Below are 24,668 nucleotides of genomic sequence, written 5' to 3' on the forward strand. Positions count from 1 at the left end.
AATGAACAGGGAATGGCCACTCTGGGAAGTGTTCGTGCGCAGCAGGCAGGGACTGGACCACAAGCACTGCGGCAGTCTGCACGCGGCCGACGCGCCGATGGCGCTGCGCATGGCGCGCGACGTCTACACGCGCCGCCAGGAAGGCGTGAGCATCTGGGTGGTGCCGTCCGCGGCGATCACGGCCTCCGCGCCGCAGGAGAAGGCGGAGCTGTTCGAACCGGCGGGCGACAAGATCTATCGCCACCCGACGTTCTACACGCTGCCCGACGAAGTCAACCACATGTAGGCGCGGCCATGTTCACCACGTCCACTACGCCCCCTATGCCCGAACATCTGCAGTACGTGCTGCGCCTGGCTGACACCGTGCTGATCCTCGCGCAGCGCAACACCGAGTGGTGCGGCCACGGCCCGATCCTCGAGGAGGACATCGCGCTGTCGAACATGAGCCTGGACCTGATCGGCCAGGCGCGGCTGCTCTACACGCACGCGGGCGCGCTCGAGCAGCAGCTCACCGGCCACGCGCGCAGCGAGGACGACTACGCGTACCTGCGCGCCGAGCGCGAATTTGTCAGCTACACGCTCGCCGAGCTGCCGCACTACGGGCCGCTCAGCGCCACCGCGCAGGCGCAAAAGGACTACGCCGTAACGATCGTGCGCAACTTCCTGTACGCCACCCTGATGCTGCATCTGTGGCGCGCGCTGACGGGCTCCGCCGACGCGCAGCTCGCCGCGATCGCCGCGAAGTCGGTCAAGGAAACGCAGTACCACGTGCATCACGCCCGCGAGTGGCTGATCCGTTTCGGCGACGGCACCGACGAATCGCACCGCCGCGCGCAGGCCGCGCTCGACTACCTGATGCCGTACACGGCTGAGTTCTTCAGCGCGGACGCGGTGGAAGACGCCATCGCCGCGGCCGGCATCGGCCCGCGCACCGCGGAGCTGGAGGCCGCCTGGCGCGCCGACGTGAGCGCCACACTCGACGCCGCCACGCTGGCGCTGCCCGAGCCGGTGAAGCACGTGAGCACGGGCAAGCACGGCGAGCATTCCGAGCACCTCGGCTTCGTGCTGGCCGAAATGCAGAGCCTCGCGCGCCAGCATCCGGGCGCGAGCTGGTGATCCCGCGATGACGACCCCGACCGCCCTGCACGCCACTGCGGACCCCGCTGCTCCAGCCGATCCCGCGCTCGCGCGCGCCTGGCGCGTGCTCGAAGCGGTGCCGGACCCGGAGATCCCGGTGGTCTCGATCCGCGAGCTCGGCATCCTGCGCGAGGTGCGACGCGCCGCCGACGGCGTGCTCGAAGTCCTGATCACGCCGACCTACTCGGGCTGCCCGGCGATGGCGCAGATTGCCGCGGACATCGGCCACGCGCTCGAGGCCGCGCAGCTCGCGCCTTACCGCGTCGCCACGGTGCTCGCGCCGGCCTGGACCACCGACTGGATCACCGCGGCGGCCCGCGAGAAACTGCGCGCCTACGGCATCGCCCCGCCGACAGGCGACTGCGGCGCGGCCGCCGGCGCGCCCCCCGCGCCACCCGAGCAGGCGCTGCGCTTCGTTCCGCGCGCGCTGCCCGCACCGGCCTGCCCGCGCTGCGGCTCGGCGCATACCGAGCGGCTCGCGCAGTTCGGCTCGACGGCCTGCAAGGCCCTGTACCGCTGCCTCGACTGCCGCGAACCCTTCGACTACTTCAAACCGTACTGATATGGCCACCCCGCAATTCCATCCGCTGCGCATCCGCGAAGTGCGCCCCGAAACGGCCGATGCGGTCACGGTTGCCTTCGAGGTGCCGCCCGCGCTGCGCGAGCAGTACCGCTTCACGCAGGGCCAGTTCGTCACGCTCAGGACGCATATCGACGGTGAGGAGACGCGCCGCTCGTATTCGATCTGCGTGGGCGTGACCGACTACGATCGCGACGGCGAGCTGCGCATCGGCATCAAGCGCGTGCGCGGCGGGCGCTTCTCGAACTTCGCGTTCGACACGCTGCAGCCCGGCCACACGATCGAGGTGATGACACCGGACGGCCGCTTCTTCACGCACCTGAACGCCGCCCAGGGCAAGCAGTACCTCGCGTTCGCAGGCGGCTCGGGCATCACGCCGGTGCTCGCGATCATCAGGACGACGCTCGAAGTCGAGCCGCGCAGCACCTTCACGCTCGTGTACGGCAACCGCAGCGTCGAGCAGATCATGTTCGCCGAGGAGCTCGAGGACCTGAAGAACCGCTTCATGAGCCGCTTCGTGCTCTATCATGTGCTCTCGGACGACCTGCAGGACGTGGAGCTCTTTAATGGCGTGCTCGATGAGCCCAAGTGCGCGGCGTTCCTCGAGCAGTTGCTGCCGCCCGACGCGATCGACGAGGTGTTCATCTGCGGCCCCGCGCCGATGATGGACGCCGCCGAGGCCGCGCTGAAAGCGGCCGGTGTGCCGCCCGCGAGGGTGCACGTCGAGCGCTTCGGCACGCCGCTGCCGCAGGCGGGCGTGCCGCCCGTCGAGATCACCGCGGACACCCCCGCGGCCGACCTCGAAATCGTGCTCGACGGTAAGCGGCGCAGGCTGCGCCTGCCGTATCAGGGCGTGAGCGTGCTCGACGTCGGGCTGCGCGCCGGGCTCGCGCTGCCCTATGCGTGCAAGGGCGGCGTGTGCTGCACCTGTCGCGCCAAGGTGCTGGAGGGCGAAGTGAAGATGGACACGAACTACACGCTCGAAGAGCACGAGATCCGCGACGGGTTCGTGCTGACGTGCCAGTGCCATCCGGTCAGCGACAGGGTCGTCGTCAGTTACGACGAACGGTGATGCCATTCCTATTCCATCTTGACGTTATGCAGGTCTACTGAAGGATGTTCGAGCAGATGACCTTGACGCAGTGCCGATTCATGCATTGAGTGGGTTCTCGTGCTCGGCTGAAATCCATGACACGACGATTGGCTGGCGCTGCGTCAATTCCCATTTGTTCTTGCAACGATCATCGAAGCGTGTAACCTATACTTCGATTTGTTAATGACGTCGATCGCAAAGCCCAAAAAATCAGCCATAGGCAACAGCGAGACACCTTCGCGTTGCGCGGAGAGCAGATCGTGACAACTTCAGCGAGCGCAAACAGCACTGCCCCTTCCGGAATCAAGCGGATACTGATCGCGGTCGATTCGTCATCCGTGGCAGCCCGTGCGGCGGCCTATATACGCTATATGACGGTACCGGGCGTGGAGGTTCGTATCGTCAGCGTGGCGGAGAATCCTCGTGTCCTCGTGCCCCTCGGATCGCGTACAGACGCCGAACTCCAGACCGCGCGTGCAGAATTGCTTCGCGACGCCAGCACAGCGGTCGAACGCGTGAAAGAGATCTTCGTGCAGGTCAATGTCAATGTTGACGTTCGGGTGCTCGAGCTTTCAAGGACAGGCGGGGACACCGCGAACGCCTTGATCGATGCCGCAAGCGAATGGCAAGCGGACTTGCTTGTCGTGGGGGCGCGTCAACATCATGGCTTGCTGCGCTGGGTCGAGGGAAAGGTGTCGGAATTCGTCACAACTCGGGCCGCGTGCTCGATCCTCGTTGTGCCTGCAAACTATGAAGCCGAGATACACGCGTTTCCGCGCCGGATCCTGTTCGCGCTTGATGGAAGCCGGTTTTCTCTGGATGCGTTGCGGTTCGGCCTGCTGTTTGCCGCGCCTGAGTCGAGCCTTCGAGCAGTCTATGTCATCGATCGCGCGGTTCGGCTGACTGACTTTGTGCCGATTCATGTCCTCGAGGACTCGTTCAAGGAAGAAGGAGAAAACACGCTTGCGGCCGCCGCGGGCGTCTTCGCCAATCTGCCCAATCACGTCGAAAGCGGGCTTGTCAAAACGAAAGTCTCAAACGATGACGTACCCCATGCAATTGTCCGCGAAGCCCGACGGTGGCATGCTGACCTGTTGGTCGTCGGCACCCATGGCCGACGAGGTCTCGCCCGCTGGTTGATCGGAAGCGTCGCTGAGAGAACCGCGCGCATCACTCACACCCCACTTCTTCTGGCGCGACCAAGACCGAATTCTTCATCCTGAATGAACGGAATCGAATTCTTCCCTCATACGCCCGCATTAAAGGGGGAATGGGTCAACGTTGTAGCGAAACACGCGGCTCCGCGAAGGCCCGAACCTATTCGCTACCGCAGCGTGACCGAACCGACGATTTGACTATCCAATACCCGGAGATATATGGTTCTCACATCACCATTCGGCCCGCAACGATCCCCTCGTGACAAGCATGACCAGCCATGTGTCCGAGTCGTATCCCGAAGACGCGCCTGGTAGTCGATGCAACTCGCGCGGATTGAACCCGCCTATGGACGGTTGTGCGTCGCGCGCACTTGATGCAGCCTGGCGGCGAGAACGCCCCGAAGCCGGATGGAAAGCTTGAGCCCCAACGGCCGGGAGGTCCATCGTGACGACACTGGCAATCCTGTTCGCCGTCGTGTTGCTGATCAATGTCATGCCGGCGTTTGCGCCACCGACATGGATGGCCATGTCATGGATCGGCTTCAATGTTCCGGAGGGCAACCCGTTCGTCTTTGCCATCGTCGCCGCCAGCGCGGCGACCCTCGGCCGGCTGATTCTGGCCACCTTTGCGCGATCGCTCGTGCGCGGACGGCTGATGCGCGAATCGGACCGGCAAAACATCGACGTGGTGAAAGTGTGGCTCGAGAAGCACAAGACGATGACCGTCGGCGCGTTTTTCTTCTATGCGCTGAGCCCCTTTCCTTCGAACTATCTCTTCATTGCCTACGGACTTTCGGGGCTTCCGCTCAGAGTCATCGGCGCGGCATTCTTCGTCGGCCGTACGGTGAGCTACGCGATCTGGGCACATCTTGGCCGGTTGGTATCCGCACGCATCGATCCGGAAGTGCAGTTCGAAGGTGGCTACCTCAGCGGCTACTTCGTGGTCACGCAACTGGTCTTGCTGGGGCTCGTGTACATACTCATGAAACTCGACTGGAAGATGCTCCTCGAACAACGCAAGCTGGTCTGGCGCCGATCGCTGAAGCGGCCCGGGCATGGAGACCAGAGCCACACCACGGAGCATTGAACGACACGACGCCGCATGCGCGACGACGCACCGCTCACGAGGCCGATCGACTGGGGACTTGTGGCCGGACAGAGCCGCGATGCAGTTCGAAGCGGCAAACAAAAAGGCTCGTCACCTCTCGGTGACGAGCCTTTTTGTTTGCGCGGTGTGTGCGTGTATTCGCGAATTGGCGCTCGAGCTCGCCGATGCAAACGCCTCGGCGAGACTCGTCGCATGTGCGAACGCCGCTTAGTCCGTGCCGTACTTTGGCGAGCGCGGACCGTAGAGCAGGCCCATCGGCGGACCCGCGTGCAGCAGACGATAGCTCGTGATACCGGCAATATCGTGGCTCTTGTCCGTGAGCGAATTCGCGATCTGCTTGACCGCTGCCATCACGAGCATGCCGATCAGGCCGCCGCCGCCGTTGTTGCTGCCTTCTTCGCTATTCGCCGTGGCGGCGCCGTGCCAGAGCACCTCGCCGCTCTTCAGATCGACGAGTTTCGCCGACGCCGTGACCACCGTCGCGCTGGCCAGCACGCGATACTGCGTGCCGTATTGCGTGATCGTCGAGTACAGGACCGCATCCGCGCCGAAGATCTCGCGCAGCTTCGCCGGCGACGTCTGCTGGATATCACCCGCCGTCGTGATGCCATTCTGCTTGAAGGTTTCCTCCATCACGGCGACCGGGATCACGTAGTAGCCCGCTTCGGCGAGGGGCATCGTCATCTGCGAGAGCATGCTGTTCGACGCATTCACATCCGTGGTCGTGTTATCAGGCGGCAGCACGAGGATCGAACGCGGAAGCGCATGCTTGAACGCCGTGTAATCAAGGTGCTTCACGGGCTGCGCGCAAGCAGCGAGCAACGCGAGCACGGACAGCGCCAGCCAGAGCTTGAGAGAAGATATTCTGGACATATCGGTACGCTCACTTATTGTTGTTTCGGTTTCTTCATCAGGAAGTCCATGTAGGTCGCCGCCTCCGGGAAAAGCTGCTTCTCGAAGGCGAATTCCTGCATGGCTTGCGTGTCGTTACCGACGTTCGCGTACAGCATGCCCAGTTGCGCATGGAAGCCGGGCGGCGGCGTGTTGCCCTTCGCACGGATTTGCTGTTGCGCCTTCTCGAGCGCATCGATCTGTTCCTGCGGACCCTTTTCGCCCTTCAGGTAATCGTAGACGCCGGGTTGGTAGCCGGTCCACTGGTAGAGCGTCGGCGTGGTGTTCGCGCAGCCCGAGAGCAGCAGCATCGCTGCCGTGGCGGGCAGGCAAAGTCCCCGAAGCATGCCGGTGTATTTCATGAAAACTCCGTAGTGGTCGTTGGTTCTTGAGCGAGGAACGCTGACGACGCGCGCTCAGGGGGAGGTGCGCAATGCGCCCGCGTCGACCTGTTCGGCTAGATGGTTGACGGCTTCCTGGATCGCGAGGTCGAGGACCTTGCCGTTGAGCGTCGAGTCGTAGCTCGCGGTGCCGCCGAATCCGATGATTTCGCGATTTGAAAGGCTGTACTCGCCCGCGCCTTGCGCCGAGGCAACGACTTCCGAAGTCGTCGTATCGACGACGTTGATGCTGACCTTCGCGTATGCGATCTGGTTCTTGCCGCTGCCAAGAATCCCGAATAGTTGGTGATCGCCGACTTCCTTGCGGCCGAATTCGGTGACGTCACCGGTGATGACGAAATTCGCGCCCTTGATCGCCTGCGCCTTTTTGGTGAAGCCTGCCTCCTGGCGGATTTCGGCAAGGTTGTCGCGGTCAAGCACATTGAAACGGCCGCTCTGTTGCAGCGACGTGACCAGAATGGTCTTGGCTTGACTGCCGAGATGATCGACGCCGTCGGAGAAAATGCCACGCATATAGCTCGACCGGTTGTCGAACTTCCCGACCGAGATCTGCACGGCCTTGCCGACTGGGGGGCGCTGTGCGCTGGCGACCGGCGCAACCGGGAGTGAATGCGACGACTCTGTCGCACAGCCGCCCAGTGCTGCAATCGCGGCGGCGGCGATAATGGCGCCACAGGTTTTTGACACTTTCATGGATTTTCCTTGGTGTTGGAACAAGAACGTCAGTTAGCGTGCGCGCGGAGCGCACGAGCGAAAGCGGCAGGAGAATGGGGAGCGGCGAGACGCGCCACTGCGCGGCTGCGGTGCGTTCGCGCAAGGCGTGAGGCGTCCGAGCCGCGCGTATGTGGATACCGCGCGAACGTAGAAGGCGCAGTGCGTCACCGCGCGCGTGTGGTTATTCCATCGGTGTCGCAAGATTCTCGCTTCTCTCGCGCGAGCGTATGCGCGGAAGCCCCCCGAGTCCTATTTGGTGTGTAGCGCGCGATTTAAACTTGCACTCGAGCTTACACACGGTGTCTATCGGCGGGTTTAACGTAAACTTTAGGAAATGCGCAATTTTTTACGCGCCGGATTTCATTGGCGCGCTTTTCAGATTTATCAGGTGCGTGCGAAACGCTAAAACGATGCGCTGTGAGCCTTGTGCCGTATTGATCTATGGCTCTATTGACATACCCAAATGCTCCCGACGCGCTTATGCCGATGGCTAACGGGCGCTGCGTTGCCATCGGCGACATTCTCGCGGACATCGACGGGTACGAGTCGAGGAACGCCGTAAAGACGCAAAAACAGCGGATCTCCGATATTACGATTCATGCGACCGGTTCTTGAACGGACATCCTGCGGGATCGGTGCGGGTCGGAAGAGGCAAACGTTTGGCGAAGATGCGGCTACAAGACACGTCTCAGGAGAGCCTTCGCGCGCGCTCCCTCTGTTTGAAAAGAGAACAGGGGCGGCGGCGCACTAACGACCCCCATGCGTTGTTTCGAATCGCGCGAAAAGATTGCGCGCGGGCGGGAGGCGCGTGCCTAGCAAGAAAATCGATTCGTGGCGAAATGCACCTTGTATTTGTCGGGGTGTTTCGCATGGGTGAGACCTATAACAGAGTCGTCCACGAAGCTAATTACTGACGCAGACCTATAAGGTCACATCAGGCAGGCGCTCAGGCGCCGCGACCGCTGCCTGTCTCCGACAGGATCGCTTTCAAAAGAAGAACCCATATCGGCATGACGCCCACCCGATACTTGGCCCTGGTGGCGCAAATCCATTGACTAAAGAACTCTCCTTGGGCTTCGGTACGTGGCAATCCGTTGGAATAGCAACATTATCCGGCCGCGAGAACCGGGACCTTATTGCTTAAAACCCTGTTTGCTTATGAAGAGGAAATGAAATGAGCAACGGTACCGTGAAACAAGCGGCGGCGGCTGCGATCGTACTTCTGTCGCTGAATGGTCTGGCGCAGGCGCAGAACAATGGCTGCGCGGCTGGGACCCTGAAAGGTTCGTACGGAACTGCGGTTAGCGGCCCAGTCACTCGGAAGCTCCCGTCGAACCAACGCCGGTCAGGAATCGACGAGGTAACGGATACAAGCCGGGACGCTTCGGCCGCGACGACGTCGATCTGTTTGCGCAGCGACGAGGCGTTCTACCGCAGCTACGCTTGCACTCCAGTAGCACAACTCAAGGCTCATTCTTTCGTCGGCCGGACGCCAAACTGCGGCCGTCCGGCTGACAGCGATCATCAGGTGTGCGTCGACGCCTGAACGAAGCGCGCTTCGTTCAGATCGGAGAGAAGTGTCGGACCTGTCGGTTGCCAGCCCAACCGCGCCTGCGTCCGCGCACTCGATGCCGGCATATCGAGCGCCGCGAACATCGCCATCCAACCGAAGTACTCCGGCGCTTCGTGTCGCGCGATCGACACGACGGGCACCTTCAGGCCCCGCCCCAGCGCCTCGGCAATCTCGCGTGCGCTAACGCCTTCTTCACCGACCGCGTGATAGCGTGCACCGCGTTCGCCCTTCTCGATCGCAAGCCGGTACAGTCGCACGACATCCGACAGATGCCCCGCAGGCCAGCGGTTACTGCCATCCTCCACATAGGCACACACGCCTTTCTCCCGCACGATCTGGATAAGCGGCGTGATAAGGCCTTGCCTGAACGGGTCGTGCACTTGCGGCAGGCGCATCACAGACACGTTGACGCCGGCCTCCAGCAGCGCATTGCCGGCCAGTTCCGATCCGATGCGCGGGTTCGGGTGATCGGTGTTGAACACATCCTCCGTGGCCGGCAGCCCGTCATCGCGGCTGCCAACGCCCGTGCCTGACGTGATGAGAAGCGGACGATCCGAGCCGGCCAGCGCTGAGCCAAGTGCTGCGATCGCGCGCTTGTCCTTCTCGCAGTTCTCCACGAAGTGCGAGAAATCGTGATCGAAAGCAAGGTGGATAACCGCATCTGCCGTTGCGGCGCCGGCGCGCAGGGTGTCGGTGTCTTCGAGCGTGCCGCGATGGACGTCAGCGCCCGCTGCGCTCAACGCCCGCGCGCCCTGGTCCGACCGGGTCATGCCAATAACCTGGTGCCCGGCCTCGATAAGTTCGGGCACCAAAGCCGAGCCGATAAACCCGGTTGCGCCCGTTAGAAAGATTCGCATGGTCAAGTCTCCACGATAGCCACCCGCGCACTATGCGATCATTCACTATGCTATTGAAGTAGTGAGCTTATCCCGGTAAAGCGACTAACAGGTTAATCATCCCAGTGAACACTGCCCAGACTCTCGGGGACTTTCTGCGCAGCCGCCGCACGCGGCTCGATCCGGCCAGCTTCGGGTTCTCTGGCCGCAGGCGTACGCCCGGACTGCGCCGGGAAGAAGTGGCCCAGCGCGCGAATATCAGCTCGACGTGGTACACATGGCTCGAGCAGGGGCGTGGCGGCGCGCCATCCGCCGCGGTGCTCGAGCGCATCTGTGCCGCGCTGATGCTGACGAATACCGAGCGCGAGCATCTTTTCATGCTGGGCCTCGGGCGACCGCCGGAGGTGCGCTACCAGTCAACCGATGGAGTGGACCCGCGGTTGCAGCGCGTGCTCGATTCGCTCGACGCCAGCCCGTCGATCATCAAGACGGCGACCTGGGACGTCATGGCGTGGAATCGTGCCGCAGCTATCGTGCTCACCGACTACAGCACGCTGCCGCCGGGCCAGCGCAACATCCTCCGTTTCCTGTTCGGCGACCCGGCCGTCCGGGCCAGACAGCACGATTGGGAGAGCGTCGCGCGCTTCGTCGTGGGGACGTTCCGCGCGGACGTTGCACGCGCCGGGCTCGCTTCCGAAGTGGGCGACATGGTGGATGATCTGTGCCGCACGAGCCCGGATTTCGAGCGTATGTGGCGTGAAAACCAGGTATTCAGCCATAGCGAAGTCGAGCACGTTAAGCGTCTTTTGCATCCCCAACTCGGGGCCATCGACATGGAGTATTCACTGTTCGCTGTCGATGGCCGGCCAGACCTCAGCATGCTCGTGTACACACCGCTCGACGGGCAAATCGCAATGCGCATTCGCAGCGCCGTCGCTGGGTTATCGCCGTTAGTGCGCTGATCGATCGACATCCCGGCGCGCTCCAGATGGAGCGCCGCGCTCGTGGAGCAAGCGGTGGCCACCTCGCAGCGGCTGGTCGATTCGGCTCATGTCCTCGACGAAGCCGTGCAACTCTTTACTATTGCCGGCTCGGCAAATTCGCGTCGCAGTCAGGGAGCAGGAGGCGCCGAACTTTCTGTTTCGGCTCGACAGCCTGATCGTGAATGACAACGGCTGCGTCATCAGCGACGCCATAACAGGGTTGCGATTTCCATTCGCGGGTATCGAATCTGGTTATTGGGACGGACGCGAAGGACCCTCAGAAGCCCCACCGATGCCCCGCCCGCGAGGTTCGTCCGGCAATACGCGATGCAAGCGGAATAATGCGTATGTGGTTAACCCGCTCTTTCAACCCGCGGCGCGCGTGCTTATCGTGCTGGGTGCGCACGGCGGGCGACGAACTATAACCATCATGCCGCCATCCGTTGCAATCGAAGTCGCGCGAGACGGCGCGTGACGTCTTCTGCGGCAAAGAAGCGAGCGGACCACAATCGGGAGACCTCCGTAGAGGGGACAAAAAATGTTCGGATGCAAGATGATCGACGTCAGCGCCTTATCCGTCCGACCTGCTCTAACACGGGTCCTCGCGCGAGCGCGCCGGTCCCGTCACGGCTACGTCCATCCCGTCGACCGTCCCCGCGAAAAGATTCAGCAGGGCCAATAGCCACTGGCGGACTCAGCGCGGCGTACGCCGTGGCCGCCCCTACCCCTGACCGACCAGCCGAACCCCGGCTTCGGGTGTGCAAACCGTTACGCCGGATCCCGCTCACCGTGTTCTCACAGAAAGGAACGAGCGGTCCGATTCTCAATCGTTGTTACGTGGGTTACTAGCAAGGAAATCGAATGCAAAACAAAAAGCGCACTTTGCTGAAAGCCGCGGCCGCACTCATGCTGGCGGGTTCGAGCGTGGTCGCCCATGCGGACGATGTGGTCAAGATCGGGCTCATCGTTCCGATGAGCGGCCCGTTCGCTTCCACGGGACGCCAGATCGATGCGGCGGTCAAGCTGTACATGGCCCAACACGGCGACACGGTCGCGGGCAAGAAGATCCAGGTCATCCTGAAGGACGACACCAACGTCCCGGACACCACCAAGCGCCTCGCGCAGGAGCTGATCGTCAAGGACCACGTCTCCGTACTGGCCGGCTTCGGGTTGACGCCGCTCGCTCTCGCCGCCGCACCGCTCGCGACCCAGGCGAAGGTGCCGATGGTCGTGATGGCCGCGGCCACCGCGATGGTCACGGAGCAGTCGCCTTACATCGTGCGCTCGGGCTTCACGCTGCCGCAAAACACGCTGGGCATCGCCCGTTGGGCGCCGAAAAACGGCATCAAAAAAGTGGCTACGCTGGTGGCCGACTACGGTCCCGGCATCGACGCGCAGAACTCCTTCAAGAAGGTGTTCGAAGCGCAGGGCGGCAACGTCGTCGAGCAACTGCGCGTGCCGGTCGCCAACCCGGACTTTTCGCCGTTCCTGCAGAAGGTCGCCGACATCAAGCCTGACGCGCTGTTCATCTTCGTGCCGTCGGGTGCCGGCGCCGTGTTCATGAAGCAGTTCGCCGAGCGGGGCCTCGCCAAACAGGGCATCAAATTGATCGGTACCGGCGACGTGGTGGACGACGACATCCTGAACGCCATGGGTGACGTGGCGTTGGGCACCGTGACATCAATGCACTACACGGCTGCGCTCGACAATCCCGAGAACCGCGCCTACGTCGCGGCTTTCGAGAAGGCCAACCCGGGCATGCGCCCGAACTTCCACAGCGTCGGCGCCTATGACGGCATGCACCTGATCTACGCGGCGCTGCAAGCCACCAAGGGCGACACCAGCGGCGACAAGCTGCTGGCGGCCATGAAGGGGCAGAAATGGAACAGCCCGCGCGGCCCGGTCGAGCTCGATGCGCAGACGCGTGAAATGATCCAGAACGTGTACATCACCCGCACGGAACGCGTGAACAGCCAGTTGTTCAACGTGTCTTTCGACGAAGTCGATGCCGTCAAGGATCCGGCCAAGATCAAATAATCTCGTCAAAGCTGATCAGGCGGTGTCCCGATACTCCGGCTTGCCCGCCGCGCCCCTCGCACTGCCAGGGGCGCGGCGTTTCGGTGTTAAAAATTCATGTTGACCATTCTCTTCGACGGTATTGCCTACGGCATGCTTCTGTTCGTGCTGGCGAGCGGTCTTGCCATCACACTGGGGCTGATGAATTTCGTCAACCTGGCGCACGGTGCCTTCGCCATGGTGGGCGGCTACGCCACCGTGCTCGCCATGTCGCGTCTGGGCGTCCCCTTCCTCTGCGCGTTGCCCCTTGCGTTCGTCGTGTCCGCCGTACTTGGCGGCATCCTCGAACGTACGCTCTACAAGCGGGTCTACGGGCAATCCGAGCTCAATCAGGTGCTGTTCACGATCGGCCTGACTTTCATGGCCATCGCGACGGTCGACTACTTCATGGGTTCGACCCAGCAGTTCCTGAACCTGCCGCAATGGCTCCAGGGCCGCACGGTGTTCGCCGGCATCGGCATCGGTCACTACCGGTTGTTCGTGATCCTCGTGTGCGTGGTACTCGTCATCGCGCTCCAGCTGATCCTGACCAAAACCCGCTTCGGCAGCCGGCTGCGTGCATCGGTGGATGATCCGCGCGCGGCGAGCGGCCTCGGCATCAACATCAACTTCGTGTTTCTCACCACCTTCGCCTTCGGGTCCGGCCTCGCCGGACTCGGGGGCGCGCTGGGCGCGAACATGCTCGGCCTGGATCCGATCTTCCCGCTCAAGTTCATGATCTATTTCCTGGTCGTGGTCGCGGTAGGCGGCACGACCTCGCTGACTGGTCCGCTGTTGGCCTCGCTGCTGCTCGGCATCGCCGACGTGGCGGGCAAGTACTACATCCCCGATCTCGGGGCGTTCATCATTTACGGCGTCATGATCATCACCCTGATGTGGCGGCCACAAGGTCTATTCGTCAGGGCGGGGGGCAAATGAAGCCGGCAACTACTATCGGAATGGGTACGTCGACGATTGCACCGAAGGTCCGCAGCATGGGCAGACAGTGGTCTCGCTGGCGCCCCGCGGAAATCATTTTCTGGATCGCGGCCCTGGGCGCCTGCCTGCTACCGCTGAACAACTACCTGCTGCTCAATGAGATGGCGATTCTCGCGTTGTTCGCGGTATCGCTGGACCTGATCCTCGGCTACGCCGGGATCGTCTCGCTGGGCCATGCAGCCTTTTTCGGTCTGGGCGCTTATTCGGCTGCGTTGCTGGCGAAGTACTTCAACCTGGATCCGCTGCCGGGCATGCTGATCTCGTGCGGCGTGGCGGCGTTTGCGGGCCTCGTCACCAGCGTGCTGGTGATGCGCGGCTCGGATCTCACGCGCCTGATGGTGACGCTTGGCGTGGCCTCCATCCTGCATGAACTGGCCAACAAGCTGGGCTGGCTCACCGGCGGGGCCGACGGCATGACGGGCGTGCCGATGGTGCCGCTCTTCGGGCACTTCGAGTTCGACCTGTTCGGCAAGGTGGCCTACACCTATTCGATCGTCACACTGTTCGTGCTGTTCGTGCTCGCACGCGCCGTGGTGAAGTCGCCGTTCGGCATGTCGCTCCAGGTGGTCCGCCAGAATCCGCTTCGCGCGGCTGCGATGGGCGTGCCGGTCAACCTGCGCCGCACCGCCGTATACACGCTGAGCGCTGCCTACGCCGGCGTGGCCGGCGCCCTGCTCGCGCAGACCACGGGCTTCGCGTCGCTCGACGTGCTCGACTTCCACCGCTCGGCCGACGTGCTGCTGATGCTGATGATTGGCGGAGCGGGTTATCTGTATGGCGGCATCATCGGCGCAGTCGTGTTCAGGTTCATGCAGGACCGGCTGGCGGACATCACGCCGCAATACTGGCAGTTCTGGATCGGACTGCTGCTGGTGATCATCGTGATCGTCGGTCACGAGCGGCTCGTGCGTCCGTGGACGTGGTTCCGTCGCAGCGGGAGCAACGCATGACGATCGCACTGCAGACATTCAATCTGGTCAAGCGCTTCGGCGGCCTCGTCGCTACCAACGACGTGTCGATCACAGTCGAGAAAGGCGCTCGCCAGGCCCTGATCGGCCCCAACGGCGCCGGCAAGACCACACTGATCAATCAGCTGACCGGCGTGTTGACACCGACTTCGGGCCGCATCGAACTCGAAGGCCAGGACATCACCTCGCTGTCCGTGCACAAGCGAGCCCGCGCGGGCCTCGTCCGCACGTTCCAGATCAACCAGCTGTTCAAGGAGATGACGCCGGCCGAATCGCTGTCCGTGGCGATCTCCGAACGTGATGGTCTCGGCGCGCGCTTCTGGCGCGCGCTGGGCCATCGCGGCGAAGTCATGGACGAGGTCGCTTCGCTGCTCGAACAGTGCAGGCTGATCGACGTCATGCATCGCGAAACACACGTGCTGCCCTACGGCAAACAGCGCCTGCTTGAAATCGCGCTGGCGCTGGCGGCAAAGCCGCGGGTGCTGCTGCTCGACGAACCGGTGGCCGGTGTTCCCGACGGCGAACGCCGCGAGATTCTCAACACGGTCGCCGCCTTGCCCGAAGACGTGACCATTGTGCTGATCGAGCACGACATGGACCTGGTGTTCAGCTTCGCCGACCGCATTTCGGTGCTGGTGAGCGGCGGCCTGCTGACCGAGGGCGCATGCGCCGAAATCGCCCGCGACCCTCGCGTGAAGGCTGTGTATCTGGGCGAGGAGCTGGCGGGAGGCGAATATGTCTGAATTGTTGAAGCTGGAAGGAATCGTAGCGGGTTACGGCGAGGCGAAGATCCTGACGGGTATCGATCTGGCGTTAGGTCAAGGCCAGGCGCTGGCGCTGCTGGGCCGCAACGGCACCGGTAAAACCACGCTGATCAACACCATCGTCGGCCACACGAAACGTTTTAGCGGGCGGCTCTGGCTCAATGGCAAGGACGTCACCGGATGCAAGCCGCACCAGCGCGCTCTGGCCGGCATTGGCTGGGTGCCGCAGGAACGCAACATCTTCAAGTCGCTGACCGTCGAAGAGAACCTGACCGCGATCGCCGTGCCCGGTCCCTGGGATCTGGCTCGCATCTACAGGATGTTCCCTCGCCTGGAGGAGCGCCGCGCGAACATGGGCAGCCAGCTCTCGGGCGGCGAGCAGCAGATGCTGGCGATCGGCCGCGCGCTGATGCTCAATCCCAAAGTGCTGCTGCTCGACGAACCGCTCGAAGGCCTCGCGCCCATCGTCGTGCAGGACCTGATGCGCGTCCTCTCGGACATCATCCGCGACGAAGGCCTCTCTGTGATTCTGGTCGAGCAGAACGCCCGCAAGGCCTTGAGCATCACGCACGACGCCGTGGTGCTCGAGCGCGGCTCGGTCATTCATTCGAGCACGGCGGCCGAGCTATTGGCCCAGGACGACAAGATCGATACCTTGCTGGCCGTGTCTCAGCACTGAAAGCCGTGCGATGCGTCAGCAGGGCTGCGCCGCGAAAGCGGCGACCGCCCGGTCGAATGCATCCGGCGTACAGGCAGGGAGCGGATCGAGCGCTCACGACATCACGAAGGTTTCCCTCGCTCGGCTTGGCGCGACGCGCACAAGCGCCACGAGGCTTTCGGCGCAGCCACTGTTTCGGCAACGTTGCGCCACCAGCGATCACCGCGATGCACCGCGTTCAGATCGAGCCGTTCGCCCATGCGCGGCGTCGACAGCGCGACACCGCGCGCAAGCGCCAGCCCCGTCACACGTTCGAACGGTTCCTGCCAGCGGTGCATCGCGAGGTCGAACGTGCCGTTATGAATCGGCACGAGCCAGCGGCCTCGCAGGTCGATATGCGCCTGCACGGTTTCTTCGGGATGCATATGAACGTACGGCCACATCGCGTCGTACGCGCCGGTTTCGACCAACGTGACGTCGAATGGTCCGAGGCGCTCGCCGATCGTGCTGAACCCGTCGAAATAGCCGGTGTCGCCGCTGAAGAAAACGCGCAGATCGTTGTCGACGATCACCCACGACGCCCACAACGTACGATTGCCGTCGAACAGGCTGCGTCCGGAAAAGTGCTGCGCGGGCGTCGCGGTGAACTGGATGCCCTCGACCTCTGTACCCTCCCACCAGTCGAACTGCCGCACCTTCGCCGCGTCGATGCCCCATTCGATCAGCCGATCGCCGACGCCCAGCGGCGTCAAGAACACCTCGGTGCGCTGCGCCAGCGCGATGACGGTTTCGCGGTCGAGATGGTCATAGTGATCGTGCGACAGGATCACGCCGTGCAGTGGCGGCAAATCGGCGAGCGCGACAGGCGGTGCGTGAAAGCGCTTCGGACCGAGATTGCGGAATGGCGAGGCCCGCTCGGCAAACACGGGATCAGTCAGCCAGAACTTGTCGCGCAACTTCAGCAGCATCGTCGAATGACCGAGCCGATACAGGCTGCGGTCGGGCGCCGCGTGGAGTTGCTCGCGCGTCAGCGTCTCGACGGGCAACGAGTCGGTCGGCACGGTGCCGCGCGGCTTGTTGAACAGCATCGTCCACGCGAGACCGAGTGTTTTGCGCAGGCCTTGCGCCGGACGCGGCTTGACGTTGCGAAAGCGTTCGCCGTCGTGCTGAGGCGACTGGTGGAAGCTCGCGCGGCTACGTTTCGCGGCGCTTACGCCGAGCATGCGGTGGACAAGAGCGGGAAGCGACGTCATGAAGTTGGCCTTCGGGGGAAAATGTACACTCGGCAGTGTAGTTAATTCTCCAGAAAAGTAAACTGCCCAGTGTAAAATTGTCGTATGGAAACCAGTGCTCCGTATCAACGTCTGACCGACCGCAAACGCGTCGCGATCGTCGGCGCCGCAATAGAGGAATTCCTCGCGGCCGGCTTCGGCGCGACCAGCATGGACCGGATCGCCGCCCGCGCGAACGTCTCGAAGCGCACGGTCTATAACCATTTCCCCAGCAAGGAAGCGCTTTTCGCGGCGATTCTCCAGCAGATGTGGGACGCTTGTCAGGACGGCGATGCTCCCTCTTATCGTGCCGGCGAGCCCTTGCGCGCACAGTTGCTCGAACTGTTGGAACGCAAGCTGCGGCTGCTGCACGACGAGTCGTTTTTGTCGCTTGCGCGCGTGGCGATCGCGGCTGGCATACATTCGCCGGAACGGGCACGGGATATGGTCGCTCGCATGGGGGAGCGCGAGGAAGATCTGGCGGCGTGGGTCCGGGCGGCCGCCGCGGACGGCCGCATCAAGACCGATGATCCTGCCTTCGCGGCACTGCAGTTGCAGGCGCTCGTGAAGGGTTTTGCTTTCTGGCCGCAAGTGGCGATGGGACAAATGCCGCTCGGCGCCGCGGAGCAAAAGCGGATCGCGGAAGCGGCCGCGGATATGTTTCTTGCGCGGTACGCGTGAAACGCAGGCAGTTCGTTCGCGTTCGCGCCAAGCTGACGAGCCGGGCGTACGATATAACCGTGTCGACGTCGATCCTCGGGAGGGCGACATGAAAGCGGTGTGCCCGCTGCACGGGCCAACGACCATCGTCCGTACGAACGCCTACGGATTTCCTGTCTACGCGTGCTGCTGCAACGACGTGACGTTCGTCACGCCGCCGGACGCATGTACAAGGGAGCCGGCGCAACGCGGCAGTGACCCGACGGCCGAAAAACCGAAAATGCGCAAGGAACGGGAGTGACGATCCGGTCCATTGAGTCTGCCGTCGCCGAACATCCCGCCAGCCGCGCGAGCGGCAAAACTGCGGAACCGGTCGCAAATACTCGTGCGCGCCACGCGATTGAAACGTCTGCATGCGTTGCGCTCATTCGCGGCCGGTTGTCATCGTGGGCTGTTTTATTGGCCCGCGGCCGGAGACCTAACGCTCGGGGTGGCCAGCGTGTTGTTGCTCTTCGGTGCGTCGGACGTCGACTTGCTGTTCGTGCTGCTCGGCAGACCCGAGTTCGGCGGTCTGGTGGCCATACCGGTGTCCGAGTTCCCGGTGCCCGGCATGCCGTAGCCGCCCGTCCTACTGTTCATCTGGTTCGCCGGGCTAGCGGTGCTGCCGGACGTACCGCTACCGTTGCCGCTGCTGCTACCGCTCTGGCCTCCGGCCATCTGTGCGACAGCGCCGCCAGACAGCGTGAGCGCGGCGACGGCCGCGACTAATGCGATGGTTGTCTTGCTCATGATCCATCCCTCCTTAATTGGCCCGGAATATAGACACAGACGGTTGACGCCTGCTCTACGGGGATTCCCGCAATCACCGTGCCGCGTGCTTGCCCACTCGCCAATCCAGGTCAGGCTCGAAATGATGAATTCCCTTGCCCGCGTGGCTCCGTCGGTACTCCGGGCAACTCGCGTACGAAGCGCATTTCGTCCCAGCCGATTGCGGACGTAGCCACGACAAATGGATTCCCCCGAACCCATCACGCGGCCGACACAGCCTGTGGCCCGCCCGGTGCTCGTCTGGGATGCGCCGGTACGACTATTTCACTGGCTGGTCGTCGCGCTGGTCACGGCGGCTTACGTCACCCTGAAGCTGAACTGGATCGACTGGCACGTGCGGGTCGGCGAGACGCTGCTCGCATTGGTCATTTTTCGGCTGCTGTGGGGCTGCTTTGGCAGTGAGACCGCGCGCTTTCGCAGTTTCGTGGCATCACCCGCGGCTGCGCTTCGTCATTTGCGGCGTCTGTTTCATCGCGAGCCGGATGTGCAGGTAGGTCACAATGCGGCCGGCGGCTGGATGGTGCTGTTGCTGCTCGCGCTGCTGCTGATCGAGACGCTGAGCGGGCTATACGTCAACAATGACATCGCCGACGAAGGTCCGTTGAGCGCGCTGGTGCCGGTATGGCTCGCCAACGCAATCTCGGACCTGCACGGGCTCGTTTGGTACATGCTGCTGGCCGCAGTGACGCTGCACGTGCTGGTGATTGCACTGTACGCGCTAGCGAAGGGACACAACCTGCTGCGTCCGATGCTGACCGGCTATAAACCTCTGCCCCCGTCCATCGACGCACCCCGGCAGACGCCAGCGCTGCTGGCGCTGCTTCCGCTCGGCGTCGGCACTGTCGTGGTGATGCTGCTCGCGGCTTATCTCTGAACCTGCCGCAAGCCTGATCTGGCTGCGCGGCTAACGGAGTTGCTTCAACTGCCCTTCGGCGGCATCACCTGGCCGCGAATCTCGCCGCCCGGATTGTTCTTCGTGTGAACGTTGATGTACATGTCGCCGGCTTCGAACATTTTGGCTTCGTCCGGGGATAGCGTGGCCTGACCGGTCATCGGGCTTGTCACCTCCATGGCGCCTTTCTGCGAGATCCAGACCTTCGGGCTGGCGTTTTTACCTGTCGGAGCGGGCCCGTGGAAATGCGCCATCGTGGCCGGACTCGTCAAACCGCTGAAGGTGATGTTCCAGGTGACGACCCGCGTGCTGGGGTCGTACGTGAGCTTTGCGTTGCCGCTGCCTGGAGTCGTCACGGGCGGAACCTGTTGAGCGCCCGTCAACGGCACATCGAATGAGACGGGCGCCGCTTGCGCCAACGTCAACGTGCCCGCCAAGGCCAAACCACTGAACATCATGAAAGCGCGTCGCGAGATGGATAGTGACATCTGGTTTTCTCCTGTTCGGTTTGCCCTTGCCGGGCGAGCCATTATTGAAGAGTGCGCAAGACCTCGTCGGCGCTATCGGCAGCCAAAGAAGTGAAACAAGCATAGTCTCAAGCGGCCCATAACGCGTAGAAAGAATTCGACTGGGGTACCGGTAGCTCGCTCGGGAAGCCGATTTGCATCCAATACCTGCCGGAGAACTCACGAAGGCATTTCGGCATTTGCTAATGTGCCAAATAAATGCCTCTCTATTTCTGCACGCGCCTGCCGGCTTCGAGGGCATTTGCACTCGACCCCGAACCGGTGTTACGTGGCGTGCATGACGGGCCAGGTGCCACCAGAATCGGCCGGACCTCACCCGACGAGTGCCGTCGAAAACTCGCTGACAGTTCCATCGACTGTCTCCACATCCGTCATTGCGCCAGTTGCCAGCGCAGCACCGGATGTGTCGCGCCGGCAGGCATCGCCCACACCCCCGTCGGACCGAAGTCATACGACACGAACGATGCTGGCGTGCTCATCTGCGCGGTGGTCAGCCCGTTCGCTGCGGGAATCGGCGTGCCGTACCTGACACCGATCGTGGCGGCCGTGGTGTCGCTATCCCAGTACACGTCGTTCGCGATCGTGCCTGTATTGGTCCGCGCAATACCGATCGGTTCGTAGAACGGCTGTGTCACGAGGCCCGTTGCGAACGACTGGGTGATCGTTCCTTCATTGGTGACAACGAGTGCCGCGCCGCCGCATGGCGTATCGGCAGCGCCTCGGCAATAGCCCTGCAGCAGGGTCGAGCCGGTGGCGTACGACTGCTTGATCGTGCCACTGTTGTCGCCGGCAAGCCCGCCGCCGCCCTGGTTGATATAGCTGCGCGATACAACCGGACCCGTGGCGAACGACTGGTCGATCAGGCCGCTATTCGCGCCCGTCAGACCGCCGAGCACATTACCCGCGGTCACGGCGGCGCTGCTCGAAGACCGCAGGATCGAGCCGGCGTTAGCGCCCACGAGCCCGCCGGCTACCGAAGAGTCGAGCGAAAGATATGCATAAGGCCCGCCGCTGACGACCGTGCCGGAAGTGTTCACCCGCAGGACCGTGCCGTTGTTCACGCCGGCGAGCAAGCCCATGTCGATGCCAGCCATTTCGTTGGTCGGCACGCTCGCGGTGCCCGAAATGTCGAGGTTGCGCGCCACGCCCTGGGCACCGATCATGCCGAACAGGCCCATCACTCGTGCGTACTGGGAAGCCACCAACGGCGCGAGCGTGAGCGAGCTGATCGTCTTGCCTTGTCCGTCGAACTGACCGGTGAACGGCGAGTCGACGTTACCGATTGGAACGAAATCGGTGTTGCTCGTCGCGCTCGCATCGATGTTCGTGCCGAGCGCGTAGTTGCCGGTGAGATCGTTGGCGACGTTCGCCAGATCGGCTAGGGAGTTCACGAGCTTATATGCGGTGATTTGGGTAACCAGGCCGCTGAATGGAAGGGGCACCCACGCCGTGTTGCCCAGCTGGGTACCGGCAGCGTAGGTACCGTTCATGTCGTAAAAAGCGCTGACTGCGCCCGTGCTCTTCGACCAGTCAAGCACGCCGTGATTGGCGACGCTGCCACCGTTGTCGCTGCCGGTTGCGTCGGCGCGCAAGCTCAGATTGCCCGCACCATGGTTCGCAATCGTCGCGCCGCTCGCGACCGACACATCGTGGTACGCGGCGAGCGTCAGCGAAGCAGAACCCCGCCAGCGCAGGTTCGATGCGACAACGAGATCGCCGGTCGCACCCATCGCGCCTGTCGTGGCGACATCGACAGAAGTGCCCGAATTCAGGCTGCGGCGCAGTGCGCGTGCAGCGGAACCGTCGACCGTGAAAGCTGGCGTGGAGAGATTCCACTCGCCCGCATGGACGGCTGCTTTCGCGCCGAACGCCAGTTGCGCTGCATCGGTATCGACCGTCCCGCCGGTGCCGTCCGCGTTGCTGGCCGTGACGATGCCCCGTTGCTCGACCCGGCCGCCATCGGCGACGAGCCACACATGTCCGTCGCGGTTCACCGTGCCCGTCGCGCGAATGCGCGCGCCGCCGCCGGCGAGCGCATACACGTTGCCATCGGCGGCCTGCAGGCTGATCTGCGCGGCTGCGATGCGTCCCCGGTTGAGGACCGTGCCATCGCTACCCGTCTGCACGAAAACCTGTCTGCTGCCGGTCGAGTCCTGGAGCAGCACCTGCTCGCCTGCGGCCAGTTCGGCCGTGCCGTTAGGCGCCCGGACGGTGCCCGTGTTGACGACGGCGTTTCGCGCGATCAGGAACACATCGCCGCCGCTCGAACTGATTTTGCCCAGGTTGATCACGCTCGCATTTGACCCGCCCGATAGCGTTAGTGTGCCGCCGCCCATGAAAGCGCGGTTGCAGACATCGAGCGTCGCGGCGACGAACCGTCCGCCCGTCGTCACAATGCCCGACGGGCCCACGACGATGCCCTGCGGATTGATCACATACAGGCTGCCCGTTGCGCTGAGCCGGCCGAGGATTGCCGAGGGCGAGCCGCCGGTGACCCGATTCAAGGTCGCACCCGATCCATTGTCGAACGTCACGGTGTTGTTCGGGCCGATCGAGAAGCTGTCCCAGTCGATCGCACCGCGCGCCGAGCCTGGTTGCATGACCGTCAGCGCATTGCCCTGACGCGTTATCGCGCCCATGCCGGCTGCGTATGTGCCGCCTCGAGGAAGGACGCCCGCGGCAAGCGCAGCATCGGTAATGGACGTTCCGATAAGAGAGACGCCGAGGGCGAGCCAGATGCGTCCGCTTGACTGCCGCCATTGCGGTGGACGTCGCGCGGGTCGAGGTGATTCTGGATGTGACATGCATTTCCCCTTTCCGCTTGGAGCGCGGAACGGCCACCAACGAGCCGCGGGGCTGACCGGAGACGCGTTAGTCGCCGTGTCTCAAGCATAGCCGTTGCAGTCGCGGACAGAGGCCCATATCTCAGTGTCCTGCGCCTGCGGTTCGCGCTTTTTTTGGGGGTCGCTCATCGTGTGGCTGCACTCGGCACGCGCCCTCGAAATCTGAGCTAGCCGGCTGTTTGCTTCAAAGGCCGACGGTCGAGCCCTCGAATACGTCGCCAAGACGGTCCGTTTGCGGACACCTGGCACGTAGACAGGCTCGCGACGAAAAGCCAGGCATTCGCTTATCTCGACGATGCGATAATCCGGCGCAGATCGAGTACTGCCTCGTGCCCAACAACCGTATCGCCGTAGTGCCTGTCAGTCGTCTGGAAGAAAAATGGACAAATTCGACGCAATGCGCGTGTTTATGCGCGTGGTGGAATCGGGAACGTTTACGAAAGCCTCCGAGACCCTCAACCTCCAGAAGGCGACCGTCACGCGGCTGGTTAAGATGCTGGAAGACGATCTGGCGACGAAACTGCTCAATCGCACGACCCGGCGCGTCACCGTGACGCCCGACGGTTCGGCCTATTACGACCGGGCCGTGCGCCTGCTGGCCGACCTCGAGGAGCTGGAAAACTCCATGACCGGCGCCAAATCCAATCCAAAGGGCCGACTGCGCATCAATCTCCCGCGTCCGCTGGCCCATTCGGTGGTCGTGCCTGCCCTGCCCGATTTTCTCGCGAGATACCCGGATATCGACCTGGAGATCGGTGCCAGCGACACGCCCGTCGATCTGTTCGCGGACAACGTGGATTGCGCCATCCGCATCGGAACCGTAACCGATCAATCGCTGGTGGCGAGACGGATTGCTCTCAGCCATTTCGAGCTTTGCGCGTCGCCGGATTACTGGAAGAAGCACGGCAAGCCGCAGCACCCGAGCGAGATCGATCTTCACCATACGGTGATCCACATGATCTCGGCGAGAACGGCCAGACCGTTCCCGATCACAGCCAGTCGCGGCGGCGAAACCGTCGCTATTCAGGGCAGGAAAGCCCTCCTCTGCAACGATGTGTCGACCTGCACCGACCTTGCCAGAACCGGACTGGGCATCATCAGTGGCGGAACCTTCATGACCGCACCGCTGATTGCCTCGGGCGAACTGGAGAGCTGCCTGGCGCTCTGGCAGCTTCCGCCAATGCCTGTATCGATCGTCTATCCGCCGAATCGGCATATCAGCAACAGGGTGCGTGTTTTCGCGGACTGGGTCATCGAGCTGTTTGCCCGGCATCCATCGCAGAAATCGTCGTAATTCTGGTTCGATTGAGGGGGGTATTCGTCAACAATCTTTTGATAAAGCAGGAGTTTCTCAGACGGGTCGAGGTTTTTAGACTGCTTTCGACGACGGGACAACGCTCCGTTGTTCACCTCCCACCTGGTTTTATGCGGAAAGCAGATCATGAAAACGACAGACACCATGCCGGATCTACAATCGGTGCGGCCGGCAAATTCGCAAATCCGTTTCTCCCTCGCGCTGATCCGGGGCACGCGGCCCGCTACTCGGCATCATCGTATTTTGCTTCATGGACTTCGTCGTGTTGCCGCACAGCGCGTTCATCACACCTCCATCGGTATCGCCGATGCCCTTCCTGCCCGCCTTGCTCATCCATATGTTCTGCCTCGGTCTGCCGATCGCACTGATCGTACGGAGCCGATGATTTCCGCCTGAATCGAGCAACGTCAAGCCT

Annotated in this window: 26 protein-coding genes; 18 read left to right on the forward strand and 8 right to left on the reverse strand. The window is 62.9% G+C overall.

Translation table 11 applies throughout. The annotated features are described in order from the left end of the window. Position 1 precedes the first annotated feature (1 nt). The 6 genes from paaB (at position 2) to LJ655_RS10820 (ending at position 5,054) form a co-directional block, all read left to right on the forward strand. Entirely contained in the window at positions 2–286 is a 285-nt protein-coding gene (gene paaB, locus LJ655_RS10795; protein WP_230561232.1) for a 1,2-phenylacetyl-CoA epoxidase subunit PaaB, read from the forward strand. An 8-nt stretch (positions 287–294) separates the two neighbouring features. Further along, positions 295–1,116, forward strand: coding sequence for a 1,2-phenylacetyl-CoA epoxidase subunit PaaC (paaC, locus tag LJ655_RS10800; RefSeq protein WP_230561233.1), 822 nt, complete (start codon positions 295–297; stop codon positions 1,114–1,116). A gap of 7 nt (positions 1,117–1,123) precedes the next feature. After that, entirely contained in the window at positions 1,124–1,699 is a 576-nt protein-coding gene (gene paaD / locus LJ655_RS10805) for a 1,2-phenylacetyl-CoA epoxidase subunit PaaD (RefSeq protein ID WP_230561234.1), read from the forward strand. Between the two features lies 1 nt (position 1,700). Beyond that, the gene (gene paaE / locus LJ655_RS10810; RefSeq protein WP_230561235.1) at positions 1,701–2,789 is read left to right on the forward strand and encodes a 1,2-phenylacetyl-CoA epoxidase subunit PaaE; all 1,089 of its coding nucleotides are present in this window, start codon (positions 1,701–1,703) and stop codon (positions 2,787–2,789) included. Positions 2,790–3,067: 278 nt separating this feature from the next. Further along, positions 3,068–4,033, forward strand: coding sequence for a universal stress protein (locus LJ655_RS10815; RefSeq protein ID WP_230561523.1), 966 nt, complete (start codon positions 3,068–3,070; stop codon positions 4,031–4,033). A gap of 379 nt (positions 4,034–4,412) precedes the next feature. Continuing rightward, entirely contained in the window at positions 4,413–5,054 is a 642-nt protein-coding gene (locus tag LJ655_RS10820) for a TVP38/TMEM64 family protein (RefSeq protein ID WP_230561236.1), read from the forward strand. Between the two features lie 228 nt (positions 5,055–5,282). Here the strand turns inward: LJ655_RS10820 and LJ655_RS10825 are convergent, their stop codons facing one another. From LJ655_RS10825 to LJ655_RS10835, 3 genes are all read right to left on the reverse strand, one after another. After that, positions 5,283–5,948, reverse strand: a complete 666-nt coding sequence (locus LJ655_RS10825; RefSeq protein WP_230561237.1) for a DUF799 domain-containing protein — start codon at positions 5,946–5,948, stop codon at positions 5,283–5,285. Between the two features lie 14 nt (positions 5,949–5,962). Continuing rightward, a complete protein-coding gene (locus LJ655_RS10830; protein ID WP_425605799.1) occupies positions 5,963–6,313 on the reverse strand; it encodes a DUF4810 domain-containing protein in 351 nt (116 codons plus the stop codon). Between the two features lie 69 nt (positions 6,314–6,382). Beyond that, entirely contained in the window at positions 6,383–7,060 is a 678-nt protein-coding gene (locus LJ655_RS10835; RefSeq protein WP_230561239.1) for a CsgG/HfaB family protein, read from the reverse strand. 1,195 nt (positions 7,061–8,255) lie between these two features. Here LJ655_RS10835 and LJ655_RS10840 point away from each other — a divergent pair. Continuing rightward, positions 8,256–8,627: a hypothetical protein gene (locus tag LJ655_RS10840; RefSeq protein ID WP_230561240.1), complete on the forward strand. Its 372-nt coding sequence runs from the start codon at positions 8,256–8,258 to the stop codon at positions 8,625–8,627. Here LJ655_RS10840 and LJ655_RS10845 read toward each other — a convergent pair. Beyond that, positions 8,606–9,511, reverse strand: coding sequence for an SDR family oxidoreductase (locus LJ655_RS10845; RefSeq protein ID WP_230561524.1), 906 nt, complete (start codon positions 9,509–9,511; stop codon positions 8,606–8,608). The genes LJ655_RS10840 and LJ655_RS10845 overlap by 22 nt on opposite strands. Before the next feature lie 104 nt (positions 9,512–9,615). Here LJ655_RS10845 and LJ655_RS10850 point away from each other — a divergent pair, with 104 nt between their 5' ends. From LJ655_RS10850 to LJ655_RS10880, 7 genes are all read left to right on the forward strand, one after another. Beyond that, on the forward strand, positions 9,616–10,452 hold the full coding sequence (locus tag LJ655_RS10850) for a helix-turn-helix transcriptional regulator (RefSeq protein WP_230561241.1): 837 nt from the start codon (positions 9,616–9,618) through the stop codon (positions 10,450–10,452). Between the two features lie 88 nt (positions 10,453–10,540). After that, on the forward strand, positions 10,541–10,948 hold the full coding sequence (locus tag LJ655_RS10855) for a hypothetical protein (RefSeq protein ID WP_230561242.1): 408 nt from the start codon (positions 10,541–10,543) through the stop codon (positions 10,946–10,948). Between the two features lie 386 nt (positions 10,949–11,334). Continuing rightward, complete coding sequence (locus LJ655_RS10860) at positions 11,335–12,510, forward strand: ABC transporter substrate-binding protein (protein ID WP_230561243.1); 1,176 nt, start codon at positions 11,335–11,337, stop codon at positions 12,508–12,510. Between the two features lie 96 nt (positions 12,511–12,606). After that, positions 12,607–13,467, forward strand: a complete 861-nt coding sequence (locus LJ655_RS10865; protein ID WP_230561244.1) for a branched-chain amino acid ABC transporter permease — start codon at positions 12,607–12,609, stop codon at positions 13,465–13,467. A gap of 20 nt (positions 13,468–13,487) precedes the next feature. After that, positions 13,488–14,477, forward strand: a complete 990-nt coding sequence (locus tag LJ655_RS10870; protein WP_230561525.1) for a branched-chain amino acid ABC transporter permease — start codon at positions 13,488–13,490, stop codon at positions 14,475–14,477. Further along, positions 14,474–15,238 carry an ABC transporter ATP-binding protein gene (locus LJ655_RS10875; protein ID WP_230561245.1) on the forward strand — a complete coding sequence of 255 codons (765 nt, stop codon included), beginning with the start codon at positions 14,474–14,476 and terminating at the stop codon, positions 15,236–15,238. The genes LJ655_RS10870 and LJ655_RS10875 overlap by 4 nt, the downstream gene beginning before the upstream one ends. Then, on the forward strand, positions 15,231–15,938 hold the full coding sequence (locus LJ655_RS10880; protein WP_230561246.1) for an ABC transporter ATP-binding protein: 708 nt from the start codon (positions 15,231–15,233) through the stop codon (positions 15,936–15,938). Before LJ655_RS10875 ends, LJ655_RS10880 begins: the two co-directional genes overlap by 8 nt. A gap of 101 nt (positions 15,939–16,039) precedes the next feature. On the opposite strand, the gene LJ655_RS10885 is transcribed toward LJ655_RS10880, so the two are convergent. After that, positions 16,040–17,170, reverse strand: a complete 1,131-nt coding sequence (locus tag LJ655_RS10885; RefSeq protein WP_230561247.1) for an MBL fold metallo-hydrolase — start codon at positions 17,168–17,170, stop codon at positions 16,040–16,042. A gap of 84 nt (positions 17,171–17,254) precedes the next feature. On the opposite strand from LJ655_RS10885, the gene LJ655_RS10890 reads away from it, so the two are divergent. Beyond that, complete coding sequence (locus tag LJ655_RS10890; protein WP_230561248.1) at positions 17,255–17,869, forward strand: TetR/AcrR family transcriptional regulator; 615 nt, start codon at positions 17,255–17,257, stop codon at positions 17,867–17,869. A 435-nt stretch (positions 17,870–18,304) separates the two neighbouring features. Here the strand turns inward: LJ655_RS10890 and LJ655_RS10895 are convergent, their stop codons facing one another. Next, the gene (locus LJ655_RS10895) at positions 18,305–18,637 is read right to left on the reverse strand and encodes a hypothetical protein (protein ID WP_230561249.1); all 333 of its coding nucleotides are present in this window, start codon (positions 18,635–18,637) and stop codon (positions 18,305–18,307) included. A 220-nt stretch (positions 18,638–18,857) separates the two neighbouring features. Between LJ655_RS10895 and LJ655_RS10900 the strand changes: the two genes are divergently transcribed. Continuing rightward, on the forward strand, positions 18,858–19,550 hold the full coding sequence (locus LJ655_RS10900; protein WP_230561250.1) for a cytochrome b/b6 domain-containing protein: 693 nt from the start codon (positions 18,858–18,860) through the stop codon (positions 19,548–19,550). Positions 19,551–19,594: 44 nt separating this feature from the next. On the opposite strand, the gene LJ655_RS10905 is transcribed toward LJ655_RS10900, so the two are convergent. Continuing rightward, entirely contained in the window at positions 19,595–20,056 is a 462-nt protein-coding gene (locus tag LJ655_RS10905) for a CHRD domain-containing protein (RefSeq protein WP_230561251.1), read from the reverse strand. 410 nt (positions 20,057–20,466) lie between these two features. Beyond that, a complete protein-coding gene (locus tag LJ655_RS10910) occupies positions 20,467–22,899 on the reverse strand; it encodes a two-partner secretion domain-containing protein (RefSeq protein ID WP_230561252.1) in 2,433 nt (810 codons plus the stop codon). A 418-nt stretch (positions 22,900–23,317) separates the two neighbouring features. Here LJ655_RS10910 and LJ655_RS10915 point away from each other — a divergent pair, with 418 nt between their 5' ends. Both LJ655_RS10915 and LJ655_RS10920 read left to right on the forward strand, forming a co-directional pair. Beyond that, complete coding sequence (locus LJ655_RS10915; protein ID WP_230561253.1) at positions 23,318–24,232, forward strand: LysR family transcriptional regulator; 915 nt, start codon at positions 23,318–23,320, stop codon at positions 24,230–24,232. Positions 24,233–24,379: 147 nt separating this feature from the next. Further along, positions 24,380–24,649: a hypothetical protein gene (locus LJ655_RS10920; protein WP_230561254.1), complete on the forward strand. Its 270-nt coding sequence runs from the start codon at positions 24,380–24,382 to the stop codon at positions 24,647–24,649. Positions 24,650–24,668: the final 19 nt, after the last annotated feature.

Origin of the sequence: Paraburkholderia translucens, from assembly GCF_020881035.1 — a bacterium.
GTDB lineage: Bacteria > Pseudomonadota > Gammaproteobacteria > Burkholderiales > Burkholderiaceae > Paraburkholderia > Paraburkholderia translucens.

What these genes read in the sequence shown, in the direction of transcription:
- LJ655_RS10825 (WP_230561237.1), bottom strand. Translation starts at nt 5,948, where the DNA reads ATGTCCAGAATATCTTCTCTCAAGCTCTGGCTGGCGCTGTCCGTGCTC.
- paaD (WP_230561234.1), top strand. Translation starts at nt 1,124, where the DNA reads ATGACGACCCCGACCGCCCTGCACGCCACTGCGGACCCCGCTGCTCCA.
- LJ655_RS10870 (WP_230561525.1), top strand. Translation starts at nt 13,488, where the DNA reads ATGGGTACGTCGACGATTGCACCGAAGGTCCGCAGCATGGGCAGACAG.
- paaE (WP_230561235.1), top strand. Translation starts at nt 1,701, where the DNA reads ATGGCCACCCCGCAATTCCATCCGCTGCGCATCCGCGAAGTGCGCCCC.
- LJ655_RS10855 (WP_230561242.1), top strand. Translation starts at nt 10,541, where the DNA reads ATGTCCTCGACGAAGCCGTGCAACTCTTTACTATTGCCGGCTCGGCAA.
- LJ655_RS10860 (WP_230561243.1), top strand. Translation starts at nt 11,335, where the DNA reads ATGCAAAACAAAAAGCGCACTTTGCTGAAAGCCGCGGCCGCACTCATG.
- LJ655_RS10830 (WP_425605799.1), bottom strand. Translation starts at nt 6,313, where the DNA reads ATGCTTCGGGGACTTTGCCTGCCCGCCACGGCAGCGATGCTGCTGCTC.
- LJ655_RS10920 (WP_230561254.1), top strand. Translation starts at nt 24,380, where the DNA reads ATGAAAACGACAGACACCATGCCGGATCTACAATCGGTGCGGCCGGCA.
- LJ655_RS10885 (WP_230561247.1), bottom strand. Translation starts at nt 17,170, where the DNA reads ATGACGTCGCTTCCCGCTCTTGTCCACCGCATGCTCGGCGTAAGCGCC.
- LJ655_RS10865 (WP_230561244.1), top strand. Translation starts at nt 12,607, where the DNA reads ATGTTGACCATTCTCTTCGACGGTATTGCCTACGGCATGCTTCTGTTC.
- LJ655_RS10910 (WP_230561252.1), bottom strand. Translation starts at nt 22,899, where the DNA reads ATGTCACATCCAGAATCACCTCGACCCGCGCGACGTCCACCGCAATGG.
- LJ655_RS10890 (WP_230561248.1), top strand. Translation starts at nt 17,255, where the DNA reads ATGGAAACCAGTGCTCCGTATCAACGTCTGACCGACCGCAAACGCGTC.
- LJ655_RS10915 (WP_230561253.1), top strand. Translation starts at nt 23,318, where the DNA reads ATGGACAAATTCGACGCAATGCGCGTGTTTATGCGCGTGGTGGAATCG.
- LJ655_RS10875 (WP_230561245.1), top strand. Translation starts at nt 14,474, where the DNA reads ATGACGATCGCACTGCAGACATTCAATCTGGTCAAGCGCTTCGGCGGC.
- LJ655_RS10845 (WP_230561524.1), bottom strand. Translation starts at nt 9,511, where the DNA reads ATGCGAATCTTTCTAACGGGCGCAACCGGGTTTATCGGCTCGGCTTTG.
- LJ655_RS10835 (WP_230561239.1), bottom strand. Translation starts at nt 7,060, where the DNA reads ATGAAAGTGTCAAAAACCTGTGGCGCCATTATCGCCGCCGCCGCGATT.
- LJ655_RS10880 (WP_230561246.1), top strand. Translation starts at nt 15,231, where the DNA reads ATGTCTGAATTGTTGAAGCTGGAAGGAATCGTAGCGGGTTACGGCGAG.
- paaC (WP_230561233.1), top strand. Translation starts at nt 295, where the DNA reads ATGTTCACCACGTCCACTACGCCCCCTATGCCCGAACATCTGCAGTAC.
- LJ655_RS10900 (WP_230561250.1), top strand. Translation starts at nt 18,858, where the DNA reads ATGGATTCCCCCGAACCCATCACGCGGCCGACACAGCCTGTGGCCCGC.
- LJ655_RS10895 (WP_230561249.1), bottom strand. Translation starts at nt 18,637, where the DNA reads ATGAGCAAGACAACCATCGCATTAGTCGCGGCCGTCGCCGCGCTCACG.
- LJ655_RS10905 (WP_230561251.1), bottom strand. Translation starts at nt 20,056, where the DNA reads ATGTCACTATCCATCTCGCGACGCGCTTTCATGATGTTCAGTGGTTTG.
- paaB (WP_230561232.1), top strand. Translation starts at nt 2, where the DNA reads ATGAACAGGGAATGGCCACTCTGGGAAGTGTTCGTGCGCAGCAGGCAG.
- LJ655_RS10840 (WP_230561240.1), top strand. Translation starts at nt 8,256, where the DNA reads ATGAGCAACGGTACCGTGAAACAAGCGGCGGCGGCTGCGATCGTACTT.